Raw genomic sequence first — 23,137 nt, 5'->3', positions numbered from 1 at the left:
GGAAGGGAACGGAAAAAGAATATTTCAAATAAATACAAAAACAATCAAAAAAATAGTTTTTAAAAAAGTCCATACAATTCCATTGGAGAAAGTATGGACTTTTTTCTATAAAATATAATTGTTATATCTAAAAAAGTAACGGGTATAGGAATAATTTCCGCTTAAGTTTATGATGTTGGGCTAAGCCGGTGGTCTTGACTTAAATGGAAGTCACATCTGCTCAGCTGCTCGGGATTGATGCGCATTTAATCGAAATGAGGTCTTGACAGATAAGGAAAAGTTAAGATTTTGCAGATTGACAAAATGAATGAATTGGTGTACTATTCAACTAGTACACGGGTACACCAAAGAATGAAAAGAGGGGCAGAGATGGACTTTAATTCAGCGTTGCCAATCTATGTGCAGGTGATGGCACTGATCAAAAGGGAGATTGTAGCAGGGAGGATGCTGCCTGGAAGTAAGCTTCCTTCGGTGCGTGAGATGGCGGTCAGCTATACGATCAATCCGAATACAGTTAGTCGCGTATACCGGGAACTGGAGCTGGAAGGCGTCTGCTTTACGAAGCGGGGGATGGGCACTTTTGTCACAGAGGATGAAGGGCGGATCGCCAGGCTCCGCAGCGAGATGGCGTCAGAGCTTGTAGAACGCTTCCTGGAAGGAATGGAACAGCTTGGCATATCCGCGGAAGAGACGCTGCAGATGATACGGGCGGAACAGGAGATAAGGGGAAGCTGAGACGTCGGGCGGTATCCTGACAAAAAGAACAGCAGTGCGGTGCACTCAGACTGTGAAGGCAGGACGGGTGCAGCCTGAGGAGAGGAATAAGAAAAGAAGATGCTGACAGGCAGGCTCCTGTCAGGAAGGAGAGTGTAAAATGCTGGAGTGCAGAAATGTGACAAAAACCTACGTGCGAAAGACAGCAGTAGACGGAGTATCGTTTCAGATTGAGCCGGGCAGAGTATATGCGATGCTCGGACCGAATGGAAGCGGAAAAACAACACTGATGAAGATGGCGGTGGGGCTTGTAAAGCCGACATCCGGAGGATTTTTTTATAAGGGAAGGCCGGTGGGGCAGGAGAGCCGCAGGGAAATTGCCTATATGTCGACAGAGCCGTACTTTTACAATTGGATGACGATCCGCGACGTAGAAAAATATTATGCTGATTTTTTTGAGGATTTTTCATCGGAGCGTTTTCAAAATATGATGGAGCGGATGGAGCTGACGCACGATATGAAGACGAAGGCGCTCTCGTCCGGTATGATGGCAAAGCTGAAAATCGCAGTGACAATGGCAAGAGACGCGAAGATCTATCTGCTCGATGAGCCTCTTAACGGGATCGATCTTCTGGCACGCGATGAGATCATCACGAGTATCGTAGAAGCGATCAGTCCGGATGTGGCGCTCGTTGTTTCCAGTCATCTTGTGGATGAGCTGGAGCGGGTGGCAGATACGGCGATCTTTATGAAAAACGGGCATCTGGTGGAGATGGTTCCGGTAGAGGAGCTGCGTATCACGCAGGGCAAGTCGGTTGTAGATAAGTATCGCGAAATTTATGGACACGGAGGGGAAATGGGATGTTAAAGCTGATGAAATATGAATTCAAAAAGACAATGTTTTCAAAGCTGATCCTGCTGCTGATCACAGCTTTATCGGAGGCGTCGTTTCTGGTCGGCGTATTTGCACATTGGGACAGAGCACTTCAGCTTGGTATGACGGGGCTTATCCTGTGCGCTATGGTCGGCGTATTTTATATCGGCCTTGAGAGTCTGCTTGTATTTCACCGCGACCTCAATACGAAGCAGAGCTATATGCTTTTTCTGACGCCAAGAAACAGCTTCCAGATCCTTGGAGCCAAGGTACTGGAAAACGGGCTGTCGATCTTTGTGACGGGGCTGTTTTATCTGGTACTTGCAGCAGCGGACTGGTCCATCGGCGTATTGTATATCGGCGGGGTAAAGGAATTTGTGGATGCGCTGAACCTGATCCTGGAAAGTATCAACATTACCTTCCATATTCAGTTCGTAGATACGCTTGCGGTGCTGTGTACGCTGCTTGCAGGGTGGCTGATGGCAGTTGTGATCGGTTATCTTGCCATCATCTTATCCGCTACGGTATTTGCAGGCAAAAAGTTCAGTGGTCTGGTCAGCTTCTTTTTGTACCTGCTGATCGTATGGGGATGCGGAGAGATTTTGAACTTCCTTCCGGAATTTGAAAATATGACAACCCAGTATTTTGTGATGACAGCCGGATCACTCGTGCTGGTGGCAGTGATGTATGTCATTTCGGGATGGATCATGGACCGGAAGTTGAGTGTATAAACGGAAAGTTTACAGGAAGCAGGTCTGGATATCTGCGATAAGTGCATCGACTTCAGCCTGAGTGGTACTCCAGCTTGTACAAAAACGCACGCAGCTGTGGGAGTCATCTATTTTGAACTCGTATTCAAAAATGTATTTTTGTGCAAGCTTCTCCATAACATGGTTTTCGAGGATAACAAACTGCTGGTTTGTGGGACTGTTAATGTAGGCGGGGATCCCTTTAGCCTCGAAAGCTGCCCTGATCTGCATGGCATAGGAGACGGCCTGTTTTGTAATATCAAAGTACAGACCATCATGAAACAGCGTGTAGAACTGGAGACCGAGCAGCCAGCCCTTTGCCAGCATGGCGCCGTTTTGCTTCATGCAGCTGCGGAAATCTGTGGCGAGCTGCCGGTTGGTGATGACTACTGCTTCACCAAAAAGTGCGCCGCATTTTGTGCCGCCGCAGTAAAAGACGTCTGAAAGCCTTGCGAGATCCGCCAGTGTCACATCACCGCCGTCGGCGGCAAGGCCGTAGCCCATCCGGGCGCCATCAATGAACAGATACATATCGTATTCTCGGCAGACGCAGGAAATCTCTTCCAGCTCCTTTCGGGAATATACAGTACCAAACTCAGTGGGAAAAGACAGATAGACCATGCGGGGCTGAGTGATATGCTCACGGATCCCGCTTGTATGGTACAGCTTCGCCTGTGCAGCGATCTGCGCGGCAGTGATTTTTCCGTCTTTGTGAGGAAGCGTTTCAATCTTGTGTCCGGTATGCTCCACAGCGCCGGTCTCATGGGTATGGATATGACCGCTGTCTGCACAGATCACACTCTGGTAGGGGCGAAGTGCTGCGGCGATCACGGTATAGTTTGTCTGGGTGCCTCCGAGGAGGAAATGGATGGCGCAGTGCGGGCAGCAGAGGTAGTTTTGCATCTCCTGCGCGGCACGTTCACACCACTCATCCAGCCCGTAGCCGCCGTAGCTGTTGTCATTGGTTGCAGCGAGGGCTTCCAGAATTTTCGGGTGTGCACCGTGGTTGTAGTCGTTATTAAAGCGTATCATGGCGGATTCTCCTTTTTATTGTGGATAAATTTTACAGCAGCGTCAGTGCACGGAGCATTGCTCCTTTGTGCACTGGCGCTAAAGATATTTTAGTATGGTACAGGGGAAAAGTCAAACGGGAAATTCCGGGGAGGGACAGTAACTGGAAGGAAAAACCGGGGGAGGAAAAAACAGAGGAGGAAAGGAAAAATGGAGATAAGAATGGCCCGGCAGGAGGATCTGCAGGAGCTTTTGGATATTTATAATTATGAGGTAAAAAACGGAGTGGCGACCTTTGACCTGGAGCCAAAGACGATCGCGCAGTGGCAGGTATGGTTTGATGCACATAATGTAGATCATCATCCGCTCTATGTGGCGCAGATCGGGGAAAGAATCGCCGGATATGTCAGCCTTTCTCCGTATCGGGAAAAGGAGGCATACCGCACGACAGTGGAGCTGTCGGTCTACGTTGCCCCGGCGTTTCGCAGACAGGGGGTGGCGGCTGCACTGATGGAATTTATTCTCGATGTGGCAAGAAGAGATCCGGCGCTCCATACGGTTGTATCCGTGATCACGAGCGGAAACGATGCGAGCTGTAAACTGCATGATAGATTCGGTTTTCAGTTTTGCGGGACAATACCGGAGGTAGGGATCAAGTTTGGCAGACTGCTTGGCATTGATAATTACAGTCTGACTGTGTGAACGGGAGGACAGGAGCATCCGGAATACGGCAACAGACCAGCCATACAAAAAGCGACAAAATACTTCTTATTTTTTCCTTAAAGGATTGAGAATGTATACACTTTCATGGTATGATATATGTTCACAGTGTTGTGGACGCCGGAAATGGCAGGAAAGATATGCGTTGGCGTATGATCTGAAGAATGAAGGGGTATGAGAAATGAGTTACACATTGTATGAATTACTGTGGCTGTTTATTGTGTATTCGTTTTTGGGCTGGTGTGCAGGCGTGGGCATCGCTGCGGTGCGGCGCAAGCGCTTTATTAATACCGGAGTGATGAATCTTCCGTTTTGTCCGGTATACGGGACGTCGGCAGTCGCCTACAGCCTGTTTCTGGCAGAGCTGAAATATAAGCCGTTTTTCCTGTTTCTGGGCGGCGTTGTGATCGGAGCATTTATCACGGTCGTCACGGGAGTTATGCTGGAACGCATTTTTAAAAGAAAATGGTGGGATTACAGCAAATACCGCATTGGTTTTAAGGGGTATATTACAGTGCCGCTTCTGCTGCTTTACGGAGCATCGGCAGTGTTTGTGATCTGGGCCGGCAATCCGTTTCTGCTAAAGGTCGGGAGCTTTATCCCGAAAAGCATCGGACGGATCGCATTATTCGTTGTTCTTTGTATCCTGCTTCTGGATCTTTTGTGTGCGCTGGCAGTTGTATGGGAGTGGCGCAGACGGATCAGGTGGATGGCAGAGGTGACCGATAATATGCAGGACGTCTCTGACTGGTTTGGGAATGCGATTTCCTCTGCTGTGAAAAAGCGTCTTGTGCGTGCGTATCCAAATATTGAGACGAAAAAGATCCTTGCAGCAAAAAAAGAGGCAGATCGGACTGCAAAGGAATCTGCAAAATTTGCCGAGGGCTGTGGATTTTATAAGCTGGTATGGCTGTTTCTTCTGGGATCTTTGTTCGGAGATCTGATCGAGACTGTATTTTGCCGGTTTTCACTCGGCTGGTGGATGAGCAGGAGCAGCGTGGTGTACGGTCCGTTCAGTGTGGTATGGGGACTGGCGTGCGCGATCCTGACAGCGATGATGTACAAGTATAAGGATAAAAGTGACCGCTACCTGTTCTTTTATGGAACTGTAGTCGGAGGTACGTATGAATACGTCTGCAGTGTGGTTACAGAGGTGGTATTCGGCACAGTATTCTGGGATTACAGCGGTATTCCGTTCAATCTCGGCGGCCGTGTCAATCTTCTGTTCTGTTTCTTCTGGGGGATCATTGCGGTAGTGTGGGTGAAATTTATCTATCCGCTTCTTTCGTGGTTTATAGAAAAAATCCCCAAAAAGATCGGACCGGCCCTGACCTGGGTCCTGATCGTGCTGATGGTTTATAATATGGCACTTTCCGCGCTGGCGCTTGCGCGTTATTCGGACCGCCAGAGAGGCGTGGCGCCGGACAATGTGATAGAGCAGGCGCTGGATGAGCACTTCCCGGATGAGCGGATGGAACGCATTTATCCAAAGGCGAAAATCGTGGAATAAGGCGCCGGATTTGACAAAAGCTCCTGAATAGGGTATATTGAAGCTGTTGGAAAAACAGTATGATACATTCAAATACACTATGGAGAGGTGATACGTATTCGGATCAGGAGCAGAAAAATCTGGGTGATCGCAGTATTGGTATGTCTGTTTTGTCTGGGGAGCGTACAGCAGGTATCCGCATCGGAAAATGTGGTGATCTCAGCAAAGAAGGTATACGGCGGCAAGTGGAAAAAGACCCGAAAAGGAAGGATGTACTGTTACTCAAAAACCGCATATGCAAAAGACGGATGGCGCAGGATCGGAAAGCATGTCTACTATTTTGACAAGAAGGGGATCTGCCGCACCGGATGGATCACATACGGGGGACAGAAGTACTACGCAAATAAAAAGGGCAGGCTCTATATCGGGAAATGGGTGTCGATCGACGGTAAGCGATACTATTTTGCCGCAGACGGAAGACTTCAGAAGAATAAGTTTATCGAGTCCGGGGGCAGATATTATTACGTCAATAAAAACGGGGTAAATGTCCGGTCAAAATGGGTCACAAAAAAGGGCAGGCGCTATTACATAGACAGGACCGGAGCAAGGCTGCAGAGTACATGGCTAAAAACAGCAGACGGCAGATACTATTATCTGGAGAGCAATGGTGTGATGGCCAGAAATAAATACATCGGCAGCAATTACGTAGGACCTGACGGAGCAAAGACAGATCCGCCGCAGAATGTTACGCAGGAGTATATTTTTGTCGGTGACTCCAGGACAGTTGGCATGGAGGCTGTACGCCAGAACGAGAATACTACCTACATCGGCAAGGTTTCGATGGGATATCAGTGGCTGTCGGGGCATGCAGGGAAAACACTGCAGAAGCATTTGGATAAGAATCCGACTGCAAAGGTGATCTTTGCCTTTGGCATTAATGATCTGGGAAATGTAGACCACTATATTTCTTACTACAGAAGCATGATGCAGAAGTATCCGCAGGCACGGTTTTATGTGATGTCGGTCAATCCGGTGGAGCATAAGAAGGCAAAAAAGCATAATTATACAGTCAAAAATGCGCAGATCAAAGAGTTTAATACCGCGATGCAGGTGGCGTTTGGTTCCTCTGTCTATATTGATACCTATACGTATCTGCAGCAAAGCGGATTCGAGACGGTGGATGGTATCCATTACACGCCGCAGACCTATGGAAAGATCTATGACTATGTGATCTCAAAGATCAGATAAATGACAGATAGACATACAGCAGAAGCTTCTGTGCAGACAGAAAACAGCAGAGGGTGCAGCCGTATACGGCCTGCACCCTCTGTTCGTGGTTTAAGTTCTGATCTCTTTTTATTCTCTTATCTCAAACAGCTTTCCGATCGGCACATCAAGAATATCTGCAATATCGAACAGCGACTCCAGCGAAATGGAGGTCGGCATGTTCGGTGCTTCTAAATTACTGATATGAGTTCTGCTTAGATTTGTATATTCAGCAAGCTGCAGCTGCGTCAGTCCGCGCAGCTTGCGGTAATAAGCGATAGTGAGTCCAAGCTGTCTGTACTGATTTGCACGTTGTTCTGTCATAGCGTTCCCTCCTTGACTATAGTTTAGTATGTCCGGAAAGAAAACGAAACAAAACGTGTCATTGTAAATGCAAATTACAGCATTGCTTAAAGAAAATGAAATTGTTATAATGTAAACAAAAAGGTGTTATATGCAAACTGTCAAGGTGCAAATGGATTTTCTGTATCGGGTAAGGACTACCTGAACACGGGGCATGTCATTTAGAAAAATCATTCGGTAAAGAGCTTTTTATACTGGGCAAAGGTAATGATTTCTTTCTGTGACTGCTCTGACAGTTTGGAAAAGATATTGATCAGTGTCTGCTCATCCGGGTTAAGTACGTTCTCAGTGTCCTGCACCGGCTTCAGCTGTGCGGTTTCGCCGCTGCCAAGGATGAGATAGTCCATGCTGACATGATAGAGGTCTGCCAGTGCAGTGATGATTTCAAGCGGCGGAGTTCGGGTCGCATTTTCGTAATTACAGTATGTTTGCCGTTGAATATTCAGCATCTGACTGACCTGAGCCTGAGTATATCCTGCTTTTTTTCGCAGTTCCTTGATCATATCACAGATAACAATTTTTTCCATTATGTATGCGCCCTCCTGTTTCTTGCATTATAACAATTTCTTTTAAGAATATCCGCAAATGCAACGAAACGAATACATTTTTTAAAAAAAGCAACAAAATGTAGCTGGTCATAGAGGAGCGCGGGAGGAGTCAGAGATGGATTTGTTGAAATTTGGAATGGAATACGAGAAGAGCAAGTCTAAGCTGGTGCGCGCGGCGGCAAAAAAGGCGCTGGAGATCGAGATAAAAAGGGCAGACCGTTACGAGGCATATCTCAGGAAAAAGGATCTTTCCTTTCCGGACGGACCCGAGCAGGATGCTGCCCTGTTTGCGAAGATTCAGGAAGAGCTTGGGCGTCAGGAGAGACCGTAGGTGTCTGCGTCCCAGCTCTCCAGCGTACTCAGCACACTGTTATGAAATGCATTGGAAAAGGTCACATCTGTGCCGAACCAGTCCGGAGCTGTAAAGGCATTGGCCTGTTCTTCATCCGGAAATTCTACCTCTACGATTTTCAAACCGGAAAATTTACCTTCAAAGATATCAAGCTCTGCAGTCAGATGATCGGACAAAGGGATCAGATATCTTTTTTTTGTGAGGATATTGCCGTCTTTTTTTTCGAGAAGGTGGCAGTAGCCCTCTTTGGTCAGCGGAAGGTTATATTCCTCGCGTGTCATAAGCCCCTCGCCTTTATAGGTCAGGATAAAGGTATCGTCCTGTCTGCGGATCCGCACGACCGGATGGGTACAAAGATATGCCTGTTCGATCAGATGAAACGGGTACTGCTCCAGCCGGGGCGGGAGTGCTCTGACGAGAAATTTTCGCTCTATTTCCATAATATACCGTCCTTTCTTTTGCTTGCTGTGGAGCCATTATACTATAAGATTTTATAGAACGGCAAGGGGATTGCCGATGTCTGGTTGATTTTCAGAGCATACTCTGTTAAACTGGGGGAAATGCGAACAGCGAAACACAGTATGACAGGATTTATCCGGATCAGGAGAAGAAAAGGAGGCAGTGTGCGATGAGAAAGGCATTTGTTTTTCTGGCAGACGGGTTTGAAGAGATCGAAGGACTGACTGTTGTGGATATTCTGCGCCGGGCGCAGATCGATACGCAGACGGTATCGGTCATGGGAAGAAAGCAGATACAGGGAAGTCACGGGATCACAGTTCTGGCGGATCGGCTCTTTGAGGAGATAAGCGGGGAGGAAGCGCAGCTTCTGGTCCTTCCGGGCGGCATGCCGGGCACGCTCCATCTCGGAGAGCATGAGGGGCTGTGCGCTCTTTTAAAAGAAGCAGATGCGCAGAAAAAGAGGATCGCAGCGATCTGCGCAGCGCCGAGCGTACTCGGAGCGCTGGGGATCCTGCAGGGCAGAGAAGCAGTCTGCTATCCGGGCTTTGAGGAGAAGCTTGCCGGGGCAAAGACCGGGACGCAGCCGGTAGCCGTATCGGGACATGTGACAACAAGCCGCGGTATGGGGACTGCCATAGATTTTGCGCTTGAGCTGGTACGGCAGCTTCGCGGAGAGCAGGAAGCAGAAACGCTTGCACGCAGTATTGTGTACAGATAGGTTTTCCGGCGGCAGCCTTTTCTACAGCGTAAAAAAGTGCTGGTAATTTTGCACGCGCTGTGTTATAGTAATTTAATGACTGCGAATAGGTAGAAATGGCCGTTCCAGATACAGGTGAAACAGAAGTTAAGGAGGAACACACGCAATGAGTGTACAGGTAGAGAAACTGGAAAAAAATATGGCGAAGCTTACGATTGAAGTCTCCGCAGATGAATTTGAAGCAGCACTGGAAAAAGCATATAAGAAAAATAAAGGCAAGATCACACTTCCGGGCTTCCGCAAGGGAAAAGCTCCGCGTAAGATGATTGAAAAAATGTACGGCGCAGGCGTTTTCTATGAGGATGCGGCAAACGAGATCATTCCGGGCGCTTACGCAAAGGCAGCAGATGAGAGCGGTGAGGATATTGTATCTCAGCCGGACATCAGCGTGACTCAGATCGAGCAGGGCAAGCCGTTCATCTTTACAGCAGAGGTAGCTGTCAAGCCGGCAGTCACACTTGGAGAGTACAAGGGACTGGAGGTCGAGAAGACAGAGGTTTCCGTATCTGAGGAGGATGTTGACAAGGAAGTTGATAAAGAGCGCGAGAGCAACTCCAGAATGCTTGATATTGATGACCGCGCAGTAGAAAACGGAGACATGATCAAGCTTGACTTTGAGGGCTTTGTAGACGGCGTTGCGTTTGCAGGCGGCAAGGGTGAGGACTATCCGCTGACGATCGGTTCCGGAAGCTTTATCCCGGGCTTTGAGGAGCAGCTTGTAGGTGCAAAGATCGGCGAAGAGACAGAAGTGAATGTTACTTTCCCGGAGGATTATCAGGCAGAGGAGCTCAAGGGCAAGGCTGCAGTATTTAAATGCAAGGTAAACGAGATCAAGGTAAAGGAGCTTCCGGAAGCAGACGATGAGTTTGCAAAGGATGTTTCCGAGTTTGATACACTTGCTGAGTACAGAGACGACATTCGTGCAAAGCTTCTTGACAGAAAGACAAAGGATGCAAAGCGCGTAAAAGAGAATAAGGTAGTTGCAAAGGCTGTTGAGAATGCATCCATGGAGATCCCGGAGGCTATGATCAACGAGCAGGTACGCCGTATGGCAGACGATTTCTCCAGAAGGATCCAGGCTCAGGGCATTACGTTTGAGCAGTACATGCAGTTTACAGGCATGACAGCAGAGCAGATGCTTGACCAGATGAAGCCGGAAGCGCTCAAGAGGATCCAGAACAGTCTGGTACTTGAAGCGATCGCAAAGGCTGAGAACATCGAGATCAGCGACGAGCGCGTAGATGAAGAGATCGCAAAGATGGCGCAGCAGTACAAGATGGAGACAGACAAGCTTAAAGAGCTGATGGGAGAGCAGGAAAGAGCACAGATGAAGGATGATCTGGCGATCCAGGCTGCTGTCGAGATGATCACAGACGCTGCTGTAGAAGTTGAGGCAGCTGCGGCACAGGAGCAGGCAGAGTAAGCAGACTGCACAGCTTTTCAATATTGAGTAAAGTGGAGGGATGACAGATATGAGTCTTGTACCTATGGTGATTGAACAGACAGGAAGAGGAGAGCGTTCTTACGATATTTACTCCCGACTCCTGAAGGACCGTATCATTTTTCTCGGCGAGGAAGTGACAGATGTGAGTGCGAACCTGATCGTAGCGCAGCTTCTGTTCCTTGAGTCTGAGGACCCGAACAAAGATATTCAGCTTTATATCAACAGTCCGGGCGGATCTGTATCCGCAGGTCTGGCTATTTACGATACGATGCACTATGTAAAGTGCGATGTATCTACGATCTGCATGGGCATGGCTGCGAGCATGGGAGCTTTCCTTCTGGCAGGTGGAGCAAAGGGCAAGCGTTTTGCGCTTCCTAATGCAGAGGTGATGATCCACCAGCCCTCGGGCGGCGCGCAGGGACAGGCTACAGATATCAAGATCGTAGCAGATAAGATTCTTCAGACGAAGAAAAAGTTAAATGAGATGCTGGCGGCAAATACCGGCCAGCCGTATGATGTGATCGCGGCAGATACTGAGAGAGACCGTTGGATGACAGCCGAAGAGGCAAAGGCGTACGGTCTGATCGATGAAATTGTCGCACCGAGATAGTATGAGGTATGGGGCTGTTGCAGACAGAGATTTGTGACAGTCCCTCTTGTGGTTATATTTGAATGTATTATTTTTAGGTAAGGAGTGTAAAGATGCCGGGTAAAAACGGAGAAAAAATCAGATGTTCTTTCTGCAATAAGACGGAGGATCAGGTGCGTAAGCTGATCGCGGGACCGAACGGGGTATACATTTGTGATGAATGTATTGACATCTGCTCTGAGATTATAGAGGAGGAGATGGAGGATGAGGAGATCGCAGAAGAGTTGTCAGAGATCAACCTGCTCAAGCCTATGGAGATCAAGGAGTTTCTGGATGAGTATGTGATAGGGCAGGATGAGGCGAAAAAGACGCTTGCCGTGGCTGTCTATAATCACTACAAGAGGATCACGAGCGGGAAATATCTCGACGTGGAATTACAAAAAAGCAATATTTTAATGCTTGGACCGACAGGATCAGGGAAGACGATGCTGGCACAGACGCTGGCGCGCCTTTTGAATGTGCCGTTTGCGATCGCGGACGCGACAGCGCTCACAGAGGCCGGATATGTCGGTGAGGATGTGGAAAATATTCTGCTGAAGATCATTCAGGCAGCAGATTACGATATTAAAAAAGCAGAGTACGGTATTATTTATATTGACGAGATTGATAAAATTACGCGTAAATCGGAGAATGCTTCTATCACAAGGGATGTCTCAGGCGAAGGAGTACAGCAGGCGCTCCTGAAGATCCTGGAAGGAACGGTGGCGTCTGTGCCGCCCCAGGGAGGACGCAAGCACCCCCATCAGGAGCTGCTCCAGATTGATACAACCAATATCCTCTTTATCTGCGGCGGTGCATTTGAGGGGATCGACCGGATCATCGAGGCGCGCATGGACAAAAAGGGGATCGGATTTAACTCAAAGCTGGCGCAGAAGGAAAAGAAAAACGTCGGCGAGATCCTCAAAAAGGTACTTCCGCAGGACTTTATCAAGTTTGGTATGATACCGGAATTTATCGGCCGTGTGCCGGTGGTGGTATCGCTGGATGAGCTTGATAAGGAGGCGCTGATCCGTATCCTGACAGAACCGAAAAATGCTATTGTCAAGCAGTACAAGGGACTGTTTGATCTGGACAATGTAGAACTCTCATTTACGGATGAGGCGATAGAGGCGATCGCTGAAAAAACGATCAAGCGAAAGACGGGAGCGAGAGGTCTGCGTGCGATCATGGAGAATGTGATGCTGGATCTGATGTATCAGATTCCGTCTGACGAGACGATCCAGACCTGCCTTGTGACAAAGGAAATGATCACAGGTGAGGGCGAGCCCGAGCTGACGTACCGGGAGGAGCAGCCGGCAGCGCGCAGAAAGCGCAGGCTGGGTGCGATGGAGGAGACAGCGTAGGAGAGACAGCGAGAGAATAAAAGGGGAGCATATGGACGATTCGATAAAAACGATGCCGATGATACCGCTCCGCAGCCTGGCGGTGCTGCCGGGGATGGTACTGCATTTTGACATCAGCAGAGAAAAATCCGTCAGAGCGGTTGAGGCTGCGATGGCGGAGGACCAGAATATTTTTTTAGTGACACAGCAAAACCCGGATGATAATAATCCGGGTTTGAAAAATTTATATGAGACCGGTATGGTCGCAGTGATCAGGAATGTGGCGAAGCTTCCGAAAAATATCGTGCGCGTGGCAGCGGAGGGGATGCACAAGGCGCGCCTTACCGGTATGGAGAGCGACGGGGCATATCTGACGGCGCGTGTGGAGCTTCTGGAAGAGCCGCAGCCGCAGCTGGACGAAACCATGAAGGCTGCGATGACGCGTGCGCTGTGGGATCTCCTGAAACGGTACGCACAGATCAATCAGAAGTTTGGCAAGGATATGCTGCGGCAGCTTCTTGAGGTGGAAGAGTTTGAGAAGCTGACGGCTATGGTCAGCATACATCTGCCGCTGCATTATGCGAAGCGGCAGAAGCTGCTGGAGGCAGCGGATATTCAGAAGCGGTACGAGCTTCTGTGCACGATCCTGGTCAGAGAGATGGAGATCATTCAGATCCAGAATGAGATCCAGCAGCGGGTCAGAGAACGGGTGGACAAGAACCAAAGAGAGTATGTGCTGCGGGAGCAGATCAAGGTGATCCAGGAGGAGCTGGGAGAGGATACCCTGCTTTCTGATGTGAAAAATTATCAGAAGGCGGCAGACGGTCTGTGCGCTTCTGATGAGGTAAAAAACAGGATCAGAAAGGAAACAGAGCGTTTAAAAAGCCTTGGCAATAATTCTGCGGAGAGCTCTGTGCTGCGCGGTTACATTGAAACCCTTCTGGAAATGCCCTGGGACAGGATCTCAGAGGATAATCAGGATCTGAAAAATGCAGCAAAGATTCTGGATGAAGATCATTATGGGCTGGAAAAGGTAAAGGAGCGTATTCTGGAGTTCCTTGCTGTGCGTTCCTTAAACCATAAGGGAGACAGCCCGATCCTTTGCCTTGTCGGTCCTCCGGGCACAGGAAAGACCTCGATCGCACGCTCGATTGCGCGCGCACTGGGGAAAAAATACGTGCGTATCAGTCTGGGCGGCGTGCGTGATGAGGCAGAGATCCGCGGGCACAGAAGGACGTACATTGGAGCGATGCCGGGGCGTATCGCAGCGGGGATGCGGCAGGCAGGTGTGAAAAATCCTCTGATGCTGCTCGATGAGATTGATAAGGTGAGCAGCGATTACAAGGGGGACACTTCATCTGCGCTTCTGGAAGTGCTGGACGCAGAACAGAATATAAAATTCCGCGATCATTATATTGAGCTTCCGATTGATTTATCTGAGGTGCTGTTTATCGCAACAGCGAATGATCTGCATACTGTTCCCCGCCCGCTGGCCGACCGTATGGAGATCATAGAAGTCGGAAGCTATACGGCAAATGAGAAGCTCCACATAGCAAAGGAACACCTTGTTCCAAAACAGATAAAGCGGCACGGACTGACGAAGAAGCAGCTTACGATCACGAAGCCGGCACTGCTGTCTATGATAAACGGCTATACGAAAGAGGCGGGAGTGCGCCAGCTCGAACGAAAGATCGGAGAGATCTGCCGCAAGGCGGCGAAGCAGCTTCTGGAGGAGGACATCCAGTCCGTTCGCGTGTCAGAGAAAAACCTTGAAACGTATCTTGGGCGCAGGCGTTACACCTGTATGAAAAAGAATGAGAAGAGTGATATCGGGATCGTACGCGGACTGGCATGGACGAGCGTGGGCGGAGATACTTTGCAGATCGAAGTCAATACAATGCCCGGAAAGGGTGAATTTCTTTTGACAGGACAGCTGGGGGATGTGATGAAGGAGTCGGCCCGCACGGCGATCAGCTATGTGCGTTCGCTTGGCGAAACGTATGAGATCGAGGCGGAATTTTTTACAAAAAATGATATTCATATTCATATTCCGGAAGGCGCGGTCCCGAAAGATGGTCCTTCGGCAGGTATTACGATGGCGACAGCCATTCTTTCCGCGATCACAAAAATCCCGGTGCGCGCCGATGTGGCAATGACAGGAGAGATCACACTGCGGGGGAGAGTGCTTCCAATCGGCGGTCTCAAAGAAAAGCTGCTCGCGGCAAAACAGGCCGGCATCCGAACCGTGCTTATTCCGCAGGAGAACAAGCCGGATATTGGGGAGATCTCAGATGAGATCAAAGAAGGGATGGAGCTTGTGTATGTCCGTGCGATGCCGCAGGTGCTGGCGCGTGCACTGGAGCGCTGATGTGGATATCGGTGAAGACATGTGGATACACAGGGCAGAAAAAAGTTTGCAGGAGGATAAAACATGGTAATCAGACAGGTAGAGCTGGAGACAGTCTGCGGTATTACAAGCACGCTGCCTGAAAATACGATGGCAGAGGTCGCATTTGCCGGAAAATCGAATGTTGGGAAATCATCCATGATCAATGGGCTGCTGAACCGGAAATCACTGGCGCGCACGAGCGCTCAGCCGGGCAAGACGCAGACGATCAATTTTTATAATGTCAACAGTGAGCTGTACCTGGTAGATCTTCCGGGATACGGATATGCAAAGGTATCGCAAAGCGAAAAAGAAAAATGGGGAAAACTGATCGAACGGTATCTACATGGTTCAAAACAGTTAAAGGCAGTATTCCTTCTTGTCGACATTCGTCATGAGCCCGGAGCAAATGATAAGGTCATGTATGAGTGGATCTGCCACAATGGATATGATCCGATCATTATTGCGACAAAGCTGGATAAGATCAAGCGCAGCCAGGTCCAAAAGCAGGTCAAGCTGATCCGGCAGGGGCTTGGGATGCGCCCGGGGACACAGGTCATTCCATTTTCTGCTCAGACAAAGCAGGGCAGAGATGAGATCTGGGCAGTGATAGAGGGATTGTGTATGGACAAAGAGCAGGACAAGGAGCAGCAGGGATAAAAGAGTGATTTGCTTCTCTGTTTTGCTGCATCAGTATAAAAAAAGCAATCGGCATGACGGTACCGATTGCTTTTTTTATATTCCATATATTCTTATGCCAGTGTATTGACAGCCTGAGCCAGACGGGAAACTTTTCTGGCAGCATTGTTCTTGTGATAAACGCCTTTTTTAGCGGCCTTATCAATCACAGAAGTAGCAGCCAGTAAAGCAGCTTCAGCAGCAGCCTTGTCGTTTGCAGCAACAGCAGCCTCTACCTTTTTGATAGCAGTCTTAACAGAAGACTTAATGGACTTGTTGCGCTCGTATCTGGTCTTAGTTACAAGAATTCTTTTCTTAGCAGATTTAATGTTAGCCAATGTGTACACCTCCAAACATTCTGTATTCATGACGTGTTTCATTAAAATCGGACACGGACGTTTAATGTAAACATACTCATATAGTTTAGACCAAACAATGGGTCCTGTCAATACATAATTTTGAAAATCCTGTAAAACGGCGGCCTGTTTGCAGTCTGATCCCGGAGGCGGAGGAGGTTAGAGCTTCCACACATATTAAATACAAACAATATGAGTATATTACTTGCAAAAAGAAAACAAGTATGATATTCTGATTACTACCCAAACGGATACAAGGATGCTATAATAAAGGAGAACAATATGAATAAAAAACAGAATATGGTACCACTAAGTAAATTGAACCTTACGAATCGGTTTCTATTTGACGAGGTGATGGAAGATCCCGAAGTACAGCAGGAAGCTTTGAGCATTATCTTTGGAAGAGATATTTCTCTGCTGACCCAGAGTCAGACAGAAAAGGAACTGCGTCTGTCACCGCTCGCACGCACTGTCAGGATGGACGTATTTTCAGTAGATGAAGATGAAACTGTCTATAATACAGAAATGCAGAACAGCAAAAAGGGTGATCTTGCCAGAAGAAGTCGATATTACCAGTCATTATTAGATACTTCGCTTCTGGAACCAGGCGTTCCAGACTATAACCTTTTAAATCAGACGTATCTGATTATGATCATGACCTTTGATCTGTTCGGCTACGGGAAATATAGATATACGTTTGAAACGCGGTGCAAAGAGTTCCCGGAGCTTATGCTGGAGGATGGAGCAGTCAGAATTTTTTTGAATACCCGCGGGAAAAATAAAGACGGAGTATCAAAAGAACTGGTAGATTTTCTGCATTACCTCGAAGAGACAACGGATGAAAGTGCAAAACAGGCAGAAAGTGAACGTACACACCGTATTCATGCCAGAGTATGTAAGGTCAGGGAAAATGAAAAGATAGGGGTGAAGTATATGCAGGCGTGGGAAGAAAAATATTATGATAAGCAGGAAGCGCGGGAAGAGGGACTGGCAGAAGGATTAGCAGAAGGACTGGCCGAGGGGCGGAAACAGATAGTCGGGGCCTTGATTGACACATATTTGGAGTTTGGCCTTACGCAGGAGGATGCCGGAAAGCGTCTGATGGAAAAGCTGGAGATCAGTGACGAGGCTGCCGCTGCGTATATAAAAGAATACTGGAAGGATTGACACTGTATAACTTCTGCAGCGTGCATGTGAGCGAGGATACAACATATGCCACACTGCAACTTGATGAAAATAGTCTGTATATTTTCTGTTTTCCTGCAAAAGATAAGGGAAATACGACACAAAGGAGAACAGCTATGGTAGGAGATTTTCAGATACGGACAGATCTGGCGCTTGAGGCGCGGGAGAGCTGTGAGGCAGATCACATAAAGCTGCGCGGAGTCAGGGTAGAGGAGGAAAAGGACGAGGAGCGCGAAGTCTATACGACGACAGTAGTGATCGAAACAGAAAATGGGGCAAAGGCGCTTGGAAAACCGGTAGGAACCTACGTGACGATCGAGGCACCGAATATGTCGTCACCGGATGAGGACTATCACAGAGAAATATCGCAGGAGATCGCGGAGCATTTGCAGAAGCTTCTGGGGGATCGCAGACGATCTGTGCTCGTAGTGGGGCTTGGTAATCGCGAGGTGACACCGGATGCGCTGGGGCCGAATGTAGTGGGTAATCTGAATATCACGCGCCATATGATAAAGGAATATGGCAGACTCTCAGGGGCTTCCGGGTCAGGTGCACAGATCAGCGCACTGGTGCCGGGGGTGATGGCACAGACGGGAATGGAGACACTCGAGATCATAAAAGGCGTGGTGGATGAGACAAAGCCGGAAGCGGTGATCGCAATCGATGCTCTGGCAGCGCGCAGTACGAAGCGTCTGAATCGGACAATACAGATCACCGACACAGGGATCAATCCGGGTTCCGGTGTTGGCAATCACAGAAATGCGATCAATGAGGAGACACTCGGTGTTTCGGTGATCGCGGTCGGAGTCCCGACGGTCGTAGATGCCGCAACGATTGTAAATGATACAATGGAGGAGCTGATCGCGGAGATGGACCGCTCTGCCGGGATGCAGCGTCTCGGTGGCATGCTGGGGACTTTGAACCAGGCAGAAAAGCATCAGATGATACAGGAGCTGATCTCGCCTCATTTAAATACCATGTTTGTGACACCCAAGGATATTGATGAAACTGTAAAATATTTAAGCTATACGATCTCAGAGGGACTGAATATGGCGCTGTCACAGTGAGCGCGCAGAGGGCGTACGCGCGGCGGCTGAGATCAGTCGGCGTCTGTTGCATATAGAAAAACGGAAAAAGGAATAAAAAAACGCAGCCTTTCATATATATATTAAGATAAATACCATTCTGATATGGGAGAGGAAGGCTTCGCATATGGCGGGGCAGTGGGAGGCGGCGTATGAGAGGAATGCAGTGGCTGCAGAGGATACTGTATCTGATAATTGCGATTCTAGGCATTTATATCCTGTATAAAGGCGGCAATATTTTACTGAGCATGCCAGTTGTCCAGAATTCTCTGGATTCTGGAGAGGTACAGAGGCATTTAGAGGACGGCGCAGTGCGCACGTGGGCGCCCGGCTATGCGGCAGCGGTGGAAGGAAAGGATGCGGGAAACTGGTTTGCCGGATGGATGAATCAGGCAGCGCCGGTATACAGCTATCTGGCAGATGGACAGGCTGTTAAGCAGGAATCGGAGGATGCTGGAGAGAAGCGTATGCAGACGGGTCTGGCGCAGGAGCAGGAAGCTTCCATGGAAAAGGAAACGCAGAGTCAGACAGAGGCTGTGAAAGAAAGGCAGGAGGATACAGAACGTCAGCAGACCGAGTATCAGCAGGAGCAGACCACGTATCCGCGGGAAGAAGAATCAAAAAGTGAAGTGTCGCAGGCATCCTCGGGGAATGTTGTCTCGGAGGCACTGATGGAGCAATTGAAGGATTTTGATTATCTGTTAGCCAATTACTATACCGTGGATGCCGGCACATCGGCAGATGCACAGCTGCTTAATGCAGATACGCTTCTGGGCAGGGATTTAAAGCTTAAGAAAAATCCGGATGTGCCGCAGATCCTCATCTACCATACACATTCGCAGGAGACGTTTATCGACTCAGAAGAGGGAAAGACAGAGGATTCGATCATAGGGATGGGAGAGGTACTTGCGCAGGAGCTCCGGGATCAGTATGGTTATCAGGTGATCCATGATACAGGCGTTTACGATCTGGTCGATGGTGTGCTGGACCGCAGTGCGGCATATGATCATGCGCGTCAGTCTGTTTTACAGATCCTTGCTGAGAATCCTACCATTGAGGTCGTGATCGATCTGCACCGCGATGGTGTGGAAGGACAGAAATTTGTGACAGAGATTGATGGAAAGCCCACTTCGATGGTCATGTTTTTTAACGGTATTTCCCGGGACAGTCAGGCGCAGCCGCTTTCCTGGCTGGAAAATCCGTACATAGAGGAGAATCTTGCGTTTTCTCTGCAAATGCAGCTTGCGGCACAGGAGATGTACCCTGGCTTTACGAGGAACATCTATTTAAAAGCAGAGCGGTTTAATCTGCATTTACGTCCAAGGTCGCTGCTTATAGAAGCGGGGACGCAGCTAAACACAGTGGAGGAAGAGCGAAATGCAATGAAGGTTATAGCCAGACTGCTGGATCGTGTTCTTACTGGCGGATGAGCGAAAGTGCGGCAGATAGATAGAGGAAATCCTGTGTTTCTATGGACAAACTGCAAAAAGTTGTGATAAACTGTAGCGGATAAAGGCGTCGCAGACGCCGATGAGGAGGAACACAGGTGGCAATAGATCAGAGCAAAATCAGAAATTTTTGTATTATAGCACATATCGACCACGGAAAGTCAACACTGGCGGATCGTATTATTGAGAAAACAGGGCTTTTGACAAGCCGCGAGATGCAAAATCAGGTGCTGGACAATATGGATCTGGAGCGGGAGCGCGGTATCACGATCAAATCGCAGGCAGTCCGTACAGTATATAAGGCGCAGGACGGCGAGGAGTATATTTTTAATTTGATCGACACGCCAGGACATGTCGATTTCAATTATGAGGTGTCGCGCAGCCTCGCTGCGTGCGACGGAGCGATCCTTGTTGTAGATGCGGCGCAGGGGATCGAGGCACAGACACTGGCAAATGTTTATCTGGCACTCGATCACGATCTGGACGTGATGCCGGTCATCAATAAGATCGACCTTCCGAGTGCGGAGCCGCAGCGCGTGATCAATGAGATCGAAGATATCATAGGGATCGAGGCGCAGAATGCGCCGCTTATCTCGGCAAAGACGGGACAGAATGTTGAACAGGTACTGGAGAGTATTGTACAGAAGATCCCGGCTCCGACAGGAGATCCGGATGCACCGCTGCAGGCGCTTATTTTCGATTCGATCTACGATCCATACAAGGGTGTGATCATTTTTGTCCGCATGATGCACGGGACAGTGAAAAAAGGCACGCCGATCCGTATGATGGCAACAGGAGCGCAGGCGGAGGTCGTAGAGGCCGGATACTTTGGAGCGGGACAGTTTATCCCGTGTGAGGAGCTTAGCGCAGGGATGGTAGGCTATCTGACTGCCAGCTTAAAGAATGTAAAGGATACGCGCGTCGGCGATACGGTGACCTGCGTGACACGACCGTGCGAAGCGCCGCTTCCAGGCTACAAGAAAGTAAATCCAATGGTTTACTGCGGTATGTATCCGGCAGACGGGGCGAAATATCCGGATCTGCGGGACGCACTGGAAAAGCTGCAGTTAAACGATGCCTCTTTGCAGTTTGAGCCGGAGACCTCGGTTGCGCTTGGGTTTGGCTTCCGATGCGGGTTCCTGGGACTTTTGCATCTGGAGATCATTCAGGAGCGTCTCGAGCGCGAGTATAATCTGGATCTCGTGACAACGGCGCCGAGTGTTATTTACAAGGTGCATAAGACAAACGGTGAGGTGATCGAGCTGACCAACCCGTCCAATCTGCCGGATCCATCAGAGATTGAGTATATGGAGGAGCCGGTCGTTGATGCGGAGATCATGGTGACAACGGAATTCATCGGCTCGATCATGGAGCTGTGCCAGGAACGCCGTGGGATCTACGGCGGGATGGAATATATGGAAGAGACGAGAGCGCTGCTCAAATATACTCTGCCTCTTAATGAGATTATCTATGATTTCTTTGACGCACTGAAATCACGTTCCCGCGGATACGCTTCCTTTGACTATGATATGAAGGGGTATCAGCGTTCTGAGCTTGTAAAGCTTGATATTCTCGTGAACCGTGAAGAGGTTGACGCCCTGTCATTTATCGTGCATGGCGAAACGGCTTATGAGCGCGGCAGAAAGATGTGCGAAAAGCTGAAGGAGGAGATCCCGCGTCAGCTCTTCGAGATTCCGATCCAGGCGGCGATCGGAAGCAAGATTATCGCGAGGGAGACCGTCAAGGCGATGCGCAAGGATGTGCTTGCGAAGTGTTACGGAGGCGATATTTCCAGAAAGAAGAAGCTGCTTGAGAAGCAGAAGGAAGGAAAGAAGCGCATGCGCCAGATCGGAAATGTGGAGATTCCGCAGAAGGCATTTATGAGCGTATTAAAGCTGGATGATAAATAAGAAGGAGTGTGCATGAAGAAAGATCTGGAGCTGTATGTGCATATCCCGTTTTGTGTAAGGAAGTGTGCATACTGTGACTTCCTGTCCTTCTCGTGCAGTGCGCAGAAGCGGGAGGCCTACACAGAGGCGCTCAAAAGAGAGATACGGGAAGCATTTCCAGCGGGCGGCGCTGCTGCAGACTTTGATTCATACCGCGTGACAACGGTATTTTTTGGCGGCGGTACGCCGTCTGTTCTGCCGGGAGCGCAGATTGCAGCAATTTTACAGGAGCTGCGGACACGGTTTTGCTTTGCGCCGGATGCGGAGATTTCGATCGAGTGCAACCCCGGTACGGCAGACCAAGACAAACTGAAGCTTTACCGTGCGTCCGGAATCAATCGTTTAAGCATCGGGCTGCAGTCGGCGGATGATGGCGAGCTTGCGCAGCTTGGGCGTATCCATACGTGGGCGGATTTTTGCCGGACCTACGAGGCGGCGCGTGACGTTGGATTTGACAATATCAACATTGATCTGATGTCGGCGCTTCCGGGGCAGACGCAGGATTCCTGGGAGCAGACGCTGCACCGTGTGCTTGCCTGCCGTCCGGAGCATATCTCGGCGTACAGTCTTATTATAGAAGAAGGAACGCCGTTCTATGAGAAATATGGTAAGGACGATGAGCGCCGCGCACGGGGCGAAACGCCCAGGTATCTTCCGGATGAGGAGACAGAGCGGCAGATGTATGAGCGGACGCAGCAGCTTCTGGCAGGCGCAGGGCTGCATCGTTATGAGATATCAAACTATGCAAAAGACGGATATGAGTGCCGCCACAATAAAGGCTACTGGCAGGGCGTGCCGTATCTTGGTTTCGGGCTTGGCGCTTCTTCCTTTTTTGGGCAGGTGCGCTGGCATAAGACGCAGGATCTAAACGCTTATCTTGCAGGTGATTTTTCTGCGCAGGAGACGCAGCTTCTGACGGAAAAAGAACAGATCGAGGAATTTATGTATCTCGGACTGCGGCTTGCAGAGGGTGTATCGAAGGATGATTTTTTTAGGAGATTCGGAAAAAGAGTAGATGAGACATACGAAACTGTGCTGGAGCGTCAGCTGCGGCTTGGTCTGCTGGAAAAACGCGATGGAAGGATACGCCTGACACCGCGCGGGATGGATCTCAGTAATATGGTGATGGCAGAGTTTTTGCTCCCGTAGGAGCATAGACTCTGCCATTTTTGTGTCACGGTAAAAATAAACCCCCTGCTATGCAGGCTTAGAGTATAATTATCATTGGCAAAAATAAAGGGAAGAGATCGAAACCTCTTCCCAATCATACAGATTTATCTTATTGTTTAATTGCTGAGAAAAAACATAAGGAGTCTGTATGATGAGTTCAATG

General features: G+C 49.1%; 23 protein-coding genes. 18 read left to right on the top strand and 5 right to left on the bottom strand.

Features of this window, described 5'->3' with window-relative positions; all coding sequences use genetic code 11:
- Positions 1-369: 369 nt before the first annotated feature.
- From QOX44_RS17515 to QOX44_RS17505, 3 genes are all read left to right on the top strand, one after another.
- Positions 370-735: a GntR family transcriptional regulator gene (locus tag QOX44_RS17515; RefSeq protein WP_283685070.1), complete on the top strand. Its 366-nt coding sequence runs from the start codon at positions 370-372 to the stop codon at positions 733-735.
- Positions 736-874: 139 nt separating this feature from the next.
- The gene (locus tag QOX44_RS17510) at positions 875-1,582 is read left to right on the top strand and encodes an ABC transporter ATP-binding protein (protein WP_283685068.1); all 708 of its coding nucleotides are present in this window, start codon (positions 875-877) and stop codon (positions 1,580-1,582) included.
- Positions 1,576-2,319 (top strand): hypothetical protein, encoded by a 744-nt coding sequence (locus QOX44_RS17505; protein WP_283685066.1) that lies wholly within the window; start codon positions 1,576-1,578, stop codon positions 2,317-2,319. Before QOX44_RS17510 ends, QOX44_RS17505 begins: the two co-directional genes overlap by 7 nt.
- A gap of 9 nt (positions 2,320-2,328) precedes the next feature.
- Here the strand turns inward: QOX44_RS17505 and QOX44_RS17500 are convergent, their stop codons facing one another.
- A complete protein-coding gene (locus QOX44_RS17500) occupies positions 2,329-3,369 on the bottom strand; it encodes a threonine aldolase family protein (protein ID WP_283685064.1) in 1,041 nt (346 codons plus the stop codon).
- Between the two features lie 189 nt (positions 3,370-3,558).
- Here QOX44_RS17500 and QOX44_RS17495 point away from each other — a divergent pair, with 189 nt between their 5' ends.
- From QOX44_RS17495 to QOX44_RS17485, 3 genes are all read left to right on the top strand, one after another.
- On the top strand, positions 3,559-4,050 hold the full coding sequence (locus tag QOX44_RS17495; protein WP_283685063.1) for a GNAT family N-acetyltransferase: 492 nt from the start codon (positions 3,559-3,561) through the stop codon (positions 4,048-4,050).
- 199 nt (positions 4,051-4,249) lie between these two features.
- The gene (locus QOX44_RS17490; protein ID WP_283685061.1) at positions 4,250-5,578 is read left to right on the top strand and encodes a putative ABC transporter permease; all 1,329 of its coding nucleotides are present in this window, start codon (positions 4,250-4,252) and stop codon (positions 5,576-5,578) included.
- Positions 5,579-5,701: 123 nt separating this feature from the next.
- Positions 5,702-6,805 carry a hypothetical protein gene (locus tag QOX44_RS17485; protein WP_283685058.1) on the top strand — a complete coding sequence of 368 codons (1,104 nt, stop codon included), beginning with the start codon at positions 5,702-5,704 and terminating at the stop codon, positions 6,803-6,805.
- 108 nt (positions 6,806-6,913) lie between these two features.
- Here QOX44_RS17485 and QOX44_RS17480 read toward each other — a convergent pair whose 3' ends face one another.
- Both QOX44_RS17480 and QOX44_RS17475 read right to left on the bottom strand, forming a co-directional pair.
- On the bottom strand, positions 6,914-7,147 hold the full coding sequence (locus QOX44_RS17480; RefSeq protein WP_283685056.1) for a helix-turn-helix domain-containing protein: 234 nt from the start codon (positions 7,145-7,147) through the stop codon (positions 6,914-6,916).
- Between the two features lie 209 nt (positions 7,148-7,356).
- Positions 7,357-7,713 (bottom strand): helix-turn-helix domain-containing protein, encoded by a 357-nt coding sequence (locus QOX44_RS17475; protein ID WP_283685054.1) that lies wholly within the window; start codon positions 7,711-7,713, stop codon positions 7,357-7,359.
- Positions 7,714-7,849: 136 nt separating this feature from the next.
- Between QOX44_RS17475 and QOX44_RS17470 the strand changes: the two genes are divergently transcribed.
- Complete coding sequence (locus QOX44_RS17470) at positions 7,850-8,065, top strand: hypothetical protein (RefSeq protein ID WP_283685052.1); 216 nt, start codon at positions 7,850-7,852, stop codon at positions 8,063-8,065.
- Here QOX44_RS17470 and QOX44_RS17465 read toward each other — a convergent pair.
- Positions 8,050-8,526, bottom strand: a complete 477-nt coding sequence (locus QOX44_RS17465; RefSeq protein ID WP_283685050.1) for a CYTH domain-containing protein — start codon at positions 8,524-8,526, stop codon at positions 8,050-8,052. The genes QOX44_RS17470 and QOX44_RS17465 overlap by 16 nt on opposite strands.
- 188 nt (positions 8,527-8,714) lie before the next feature.
- Between QOX44_RS17465 and QOX44_RS17460 the strand changes: the two genes are divergently transcribed.
- From QOX44_RS17460 to yihA, 6 genes are all read left to right on the top strand, one after another.
- On the top strand, positions 8,715-9,263 hold the full coding sequence (locus QOX44_RS17460; RefSeq protein ID WP_283685048.1) for a DJ-1 family glyoxalase III: 549 nt from the start codon (positions 8,715-8,717) through the stop codon (positions 9,261-9,263).
- A 145-nt stretch (positions 9,264-9,408) separates the two neighbouring features.
- On the top strand, positions 9,409-10,725 hold the full coding sequence (gene tig, locus QOX44_RS17455) for a trigger factor (RefSeq protein ID WP_283685046.1): 1,317 nt from the start codon (positions 9,409-9,411) through the stop codon (positions 10,723-10,725).
- Between the two features lie 49 nt (positions 10,726-10,774).
- Positions 10,775-11,356 (top strand): ATP-dependent Clp endopeptidase proteolytic subunit ClpP, encoded by a 582-nt coding sequence (gene clpP, locus QOX44_RS17450; RefSeq protein WP_283685044.1) that lies wholly within the window; start codon positions 10,775-10,777, stop codon positions 11,354-11,356.
- Between the two features lie 92 nt (positions 11,357-11,448).
- Entirely contained in the window at positions 11,449-12,738 is a 1,290-nt protein-coding gene (gene clpX / locus QOX44_RS17445; RefSeq protein ID WP_283685042.1) for an ATP-dependent Clp protease ATP-binding subunit ClpX, read from the top strand.
- 31 nt (positions 12,739-12,769) lie between these two features.
- A complete protein-coding gene (lon, locus tag QOX44_RS17440; protein ID WP_283685040.1) occupies positions 12,770-15,085 on the top strand; it encodes an endopeptidase La in 2,316 nt (771 codons plus the stop codon).
- 63 nt (positions 15,086-15,148) lie between these two features.
- Entirely contained in the window at positions 15,149-15,763 is a 615-nt protein-coding gene (yihA, locus tag QOX44_RS17435) for a ribosome biogenesis GTP-binding protein YihA/YsxC (protein WP_283685038.1), read from the top strand.
- Between the two features lie 92 nt (positions 15,764-15,855).
- Here the strand turns inward: yihA and rpsT are convergent, their stop codons facing one another.
- The gene (gene rpsT / locus QOX44_RS17430) at positions 15,856-16,119 is read right to left on the bottom strand and encodes a 30S ribosomal protein S20 (RefSeq protein WP_283685036.1); all 264 of its coding nucleotides are present in this window, start codon (positions 16,117-16,119) and stop codon (positions 15,856-15,858) included.
- Positions 16,120-16,419: 300 nt separating this feature from the next.
- Here rpsT and QOX44_RS17425 point away from each other — a divergent pair, with 300 nt between their 5' ends.
- The 5 genes from QOX44_RS17425 to hemW all read left to right on the top strand — a co-directional run bounded on the left by QOX44_RS17425 (position 16,420) and on the right by hemW (position 22,953).
- Positions 16,420-17,304: an Rpn family recombination-promoting nuclease/putative transposase gene (locus tag QOX44_RS17425; protein WP_283685034.1), complete on the top strand. Its 885-nt coding sequence runs from the start codon at positions 16,420-16,422 to the stop codon at positions 17,302-17,304.
- A gap of 134 nt (positions 17,305-17,438) precedes the next feature.
- On the top strand, positions 17,439-18,389 hold the full coding sequence (gene gpr, locus QOX44_RS17420; protein ID WP_283685032.1) for a GPR endopeptidase: 951 nt from the start codon (positions 17,439-17,441) through the stop codon (positions 18,387-18,389).
- Between the two features lie 170 nt (positions 18,390-18,559).
- Positions 18,560-19,837 carry a stage II sporulation protein P gene (gene spoIIP / locus QOX44_RS17415; protein WP_283685031.1) on the top strand — a complete coding sequence of 426 codons (1,278 nt, stop codon included), beginning with the start codon at positions 18,560-18,562 and terminating at the stop codon, positions 19,835-19,837.
- Positions 19,838-19,953: 116 nt separating this feature from the next.
- Positions 19,954-21,765 carry a translation elongation factor 4 gene (gene lepA / locus QOX44_RS17410; protein WP_283685028.1) on the top strand — a complete coding sequence of 604 codons (1,812 nt, stop codon included), beginning with the start codon at positions 19,954-19,956 and terminating at the stop codon, positions 21,763-21,765.
- A gap of 12 nt (positions 21,766-21,777) precedes the next feature.
- On the top strand, positions 21,778-22,953 hold the full coding sequence (gene hemW, locus QOX44_RS17405; protein WP_283685026.1) for a radical SAM family heme chaperone HemW: 1,176 nt from the start codon (positions 21,778-21,780) through the stop codon (positions 22,951-22,953).
- Positions 22,954-23,137 lie beyond the last annotated feature (184 nt).

The sequence above is a fragment of the Parablautia sp. Marseille-Q6255 genome, from assembly GCF_951230155.1.
Taxonomy (GTDB): Bacteria; Bacillota; Clostridia; order Lachnospirales; family Lachnospiraceae; genus Choladousia.
This window is presented reverse-complemented; position numbering and strand designations above follow the sequence as displayed.

Bases quoted from the DNA above. Each gene is read 5' to 3' on its own strand.
- QOX44_RS17515 (WP_283685070.1), top strand. From the start codon at position 370: ATGGACTTTAATTCAGCGTTGCCAATCTATGTGCAGGTGATGGCACTG.
- QOX44_RS17510 (WP_283685068.1), top strand. From the start codon at position 875: ATGCTGGAGTGCAGAAATGTGACAAAAACCTACGTGCGAAAGACAGCA.
- QOX44_RS17505 (WP_283685066.1), top strand. From the start codon at position 1,576: ATGTTAAAGCTGATGAAATATGAATTCAAAAAGACAATGTTTTCAAAG.
- QOX44_RS17500 (WP_283685064.1), bottom strand. From the start codon at position 3,369: ATGATACGCTTTAATAACGACTACAACCACGGTGCACACCCGAAAATT.
- QOX44_RS17495 (WP_283685063.1), top strand. From the start codon at position 3,559: ATGGAGATAAGAATGGCCCGGCAGGAGGATCTGCAGGAGCTTTTGGAT.
- QOX44_RS17490 (WP_283685061.1), top strand. From the start codon at position 4,250: ATGAGTTACACATTGTATGAATTACTGTGGCTGTTTATTGTGTATTCG.
- QOX44_RS17480 (WP_283685056.1), bottom strand. From the start codon at position 7,147: ATGACAGAACAACGTGCAAATCAGTACAGACAGCTTGGACTCACTATC.
- QOX44_RS17475 (WP_283685054.1), bottom strand. From the start codon at position 7,713: ATGGAAAAAATTGTTATCTGTGATATGATCAAGGAACTGCGAAAAAAA.
- QOX44_RS17470 (WP_283685052.1), top strand. From the start codon at position 7,850: ATGGATTTGTTGAAATTTGGAATGGAATACGAGAAGAGCAAGTCTAAG.
- QOX44_RS17465 (WP_283685050.1), bottom strand. From the start codon at position 8,526: ATGGAAATAGAGCGAAAATTTCTCGTCAGAGCACTCCCGCCCCGGCTG.
- QOX44_RS17460 (WP_283685048.1), top strand. From the start codon at position 8,715: ATGAGAAAGGCATTTGTTTTTCTGGCAGACGGGTTTGAAGAGATCGAA.
- tig (WP_283685046.1), top strand. From the start codon at position 9,409: ATGAGTGTACAGGTAGAGAAACTGGAAAAAAATATGGCGAAGCTTACG.
- clpP (WP_283685044.1), top strand. From the start codon at position 10,775: ATGAGTCTTGTACCTATGGTGATTGAACAGACAGGAAGAGGAGAGCGT.
- clpX (WP_283685042.1), top strand. From the start codon at position 11,449: ATGCCGGGTAAAAACGGAGAAAAAATCAGATGTTCTTTCTGCAATAAG.
- lon (WP_283685040.1), top strand. From the start codon at position 12,770: ATGGACGATTCGATAAAAACGATGCCGATGATACCGCTCCGCAGCCTG.
- yihA (WP_283685038.1), top strand. From the start codon at position 15,149: ATGGTAATCAGACAGGTAGAGCTGGAGACAGTCTGCGGTATTACAAGC.
- QOX44_RS17425 (WP_283685034.1), top strand. From the start codon at position 16,420: ATGAATAAAAAACAGAATATGGTACCACTAAGTAAATTGAACCTTACG.
- gpr (WP_283685032.1), top strand. From the start codon at position 17,439: ATGGTAGGAGATTTTCAGATACGGACAGATCTGGCGCTTGAGGCGCGG.
- spoIIP (WP_283685031.1), top strand. From the start codon at position 18,560: ATGAGAGGAATGCAGTGGCTGCAGAGGATACTGTATCTGATAATTGCG.
- hemW (WP_283685026.1), top strand. From the start codon at position 21,778: ATGAAGAAAGATCTGGAGCTGTATGTGCATATCCCGTTTTGTGTAAGG.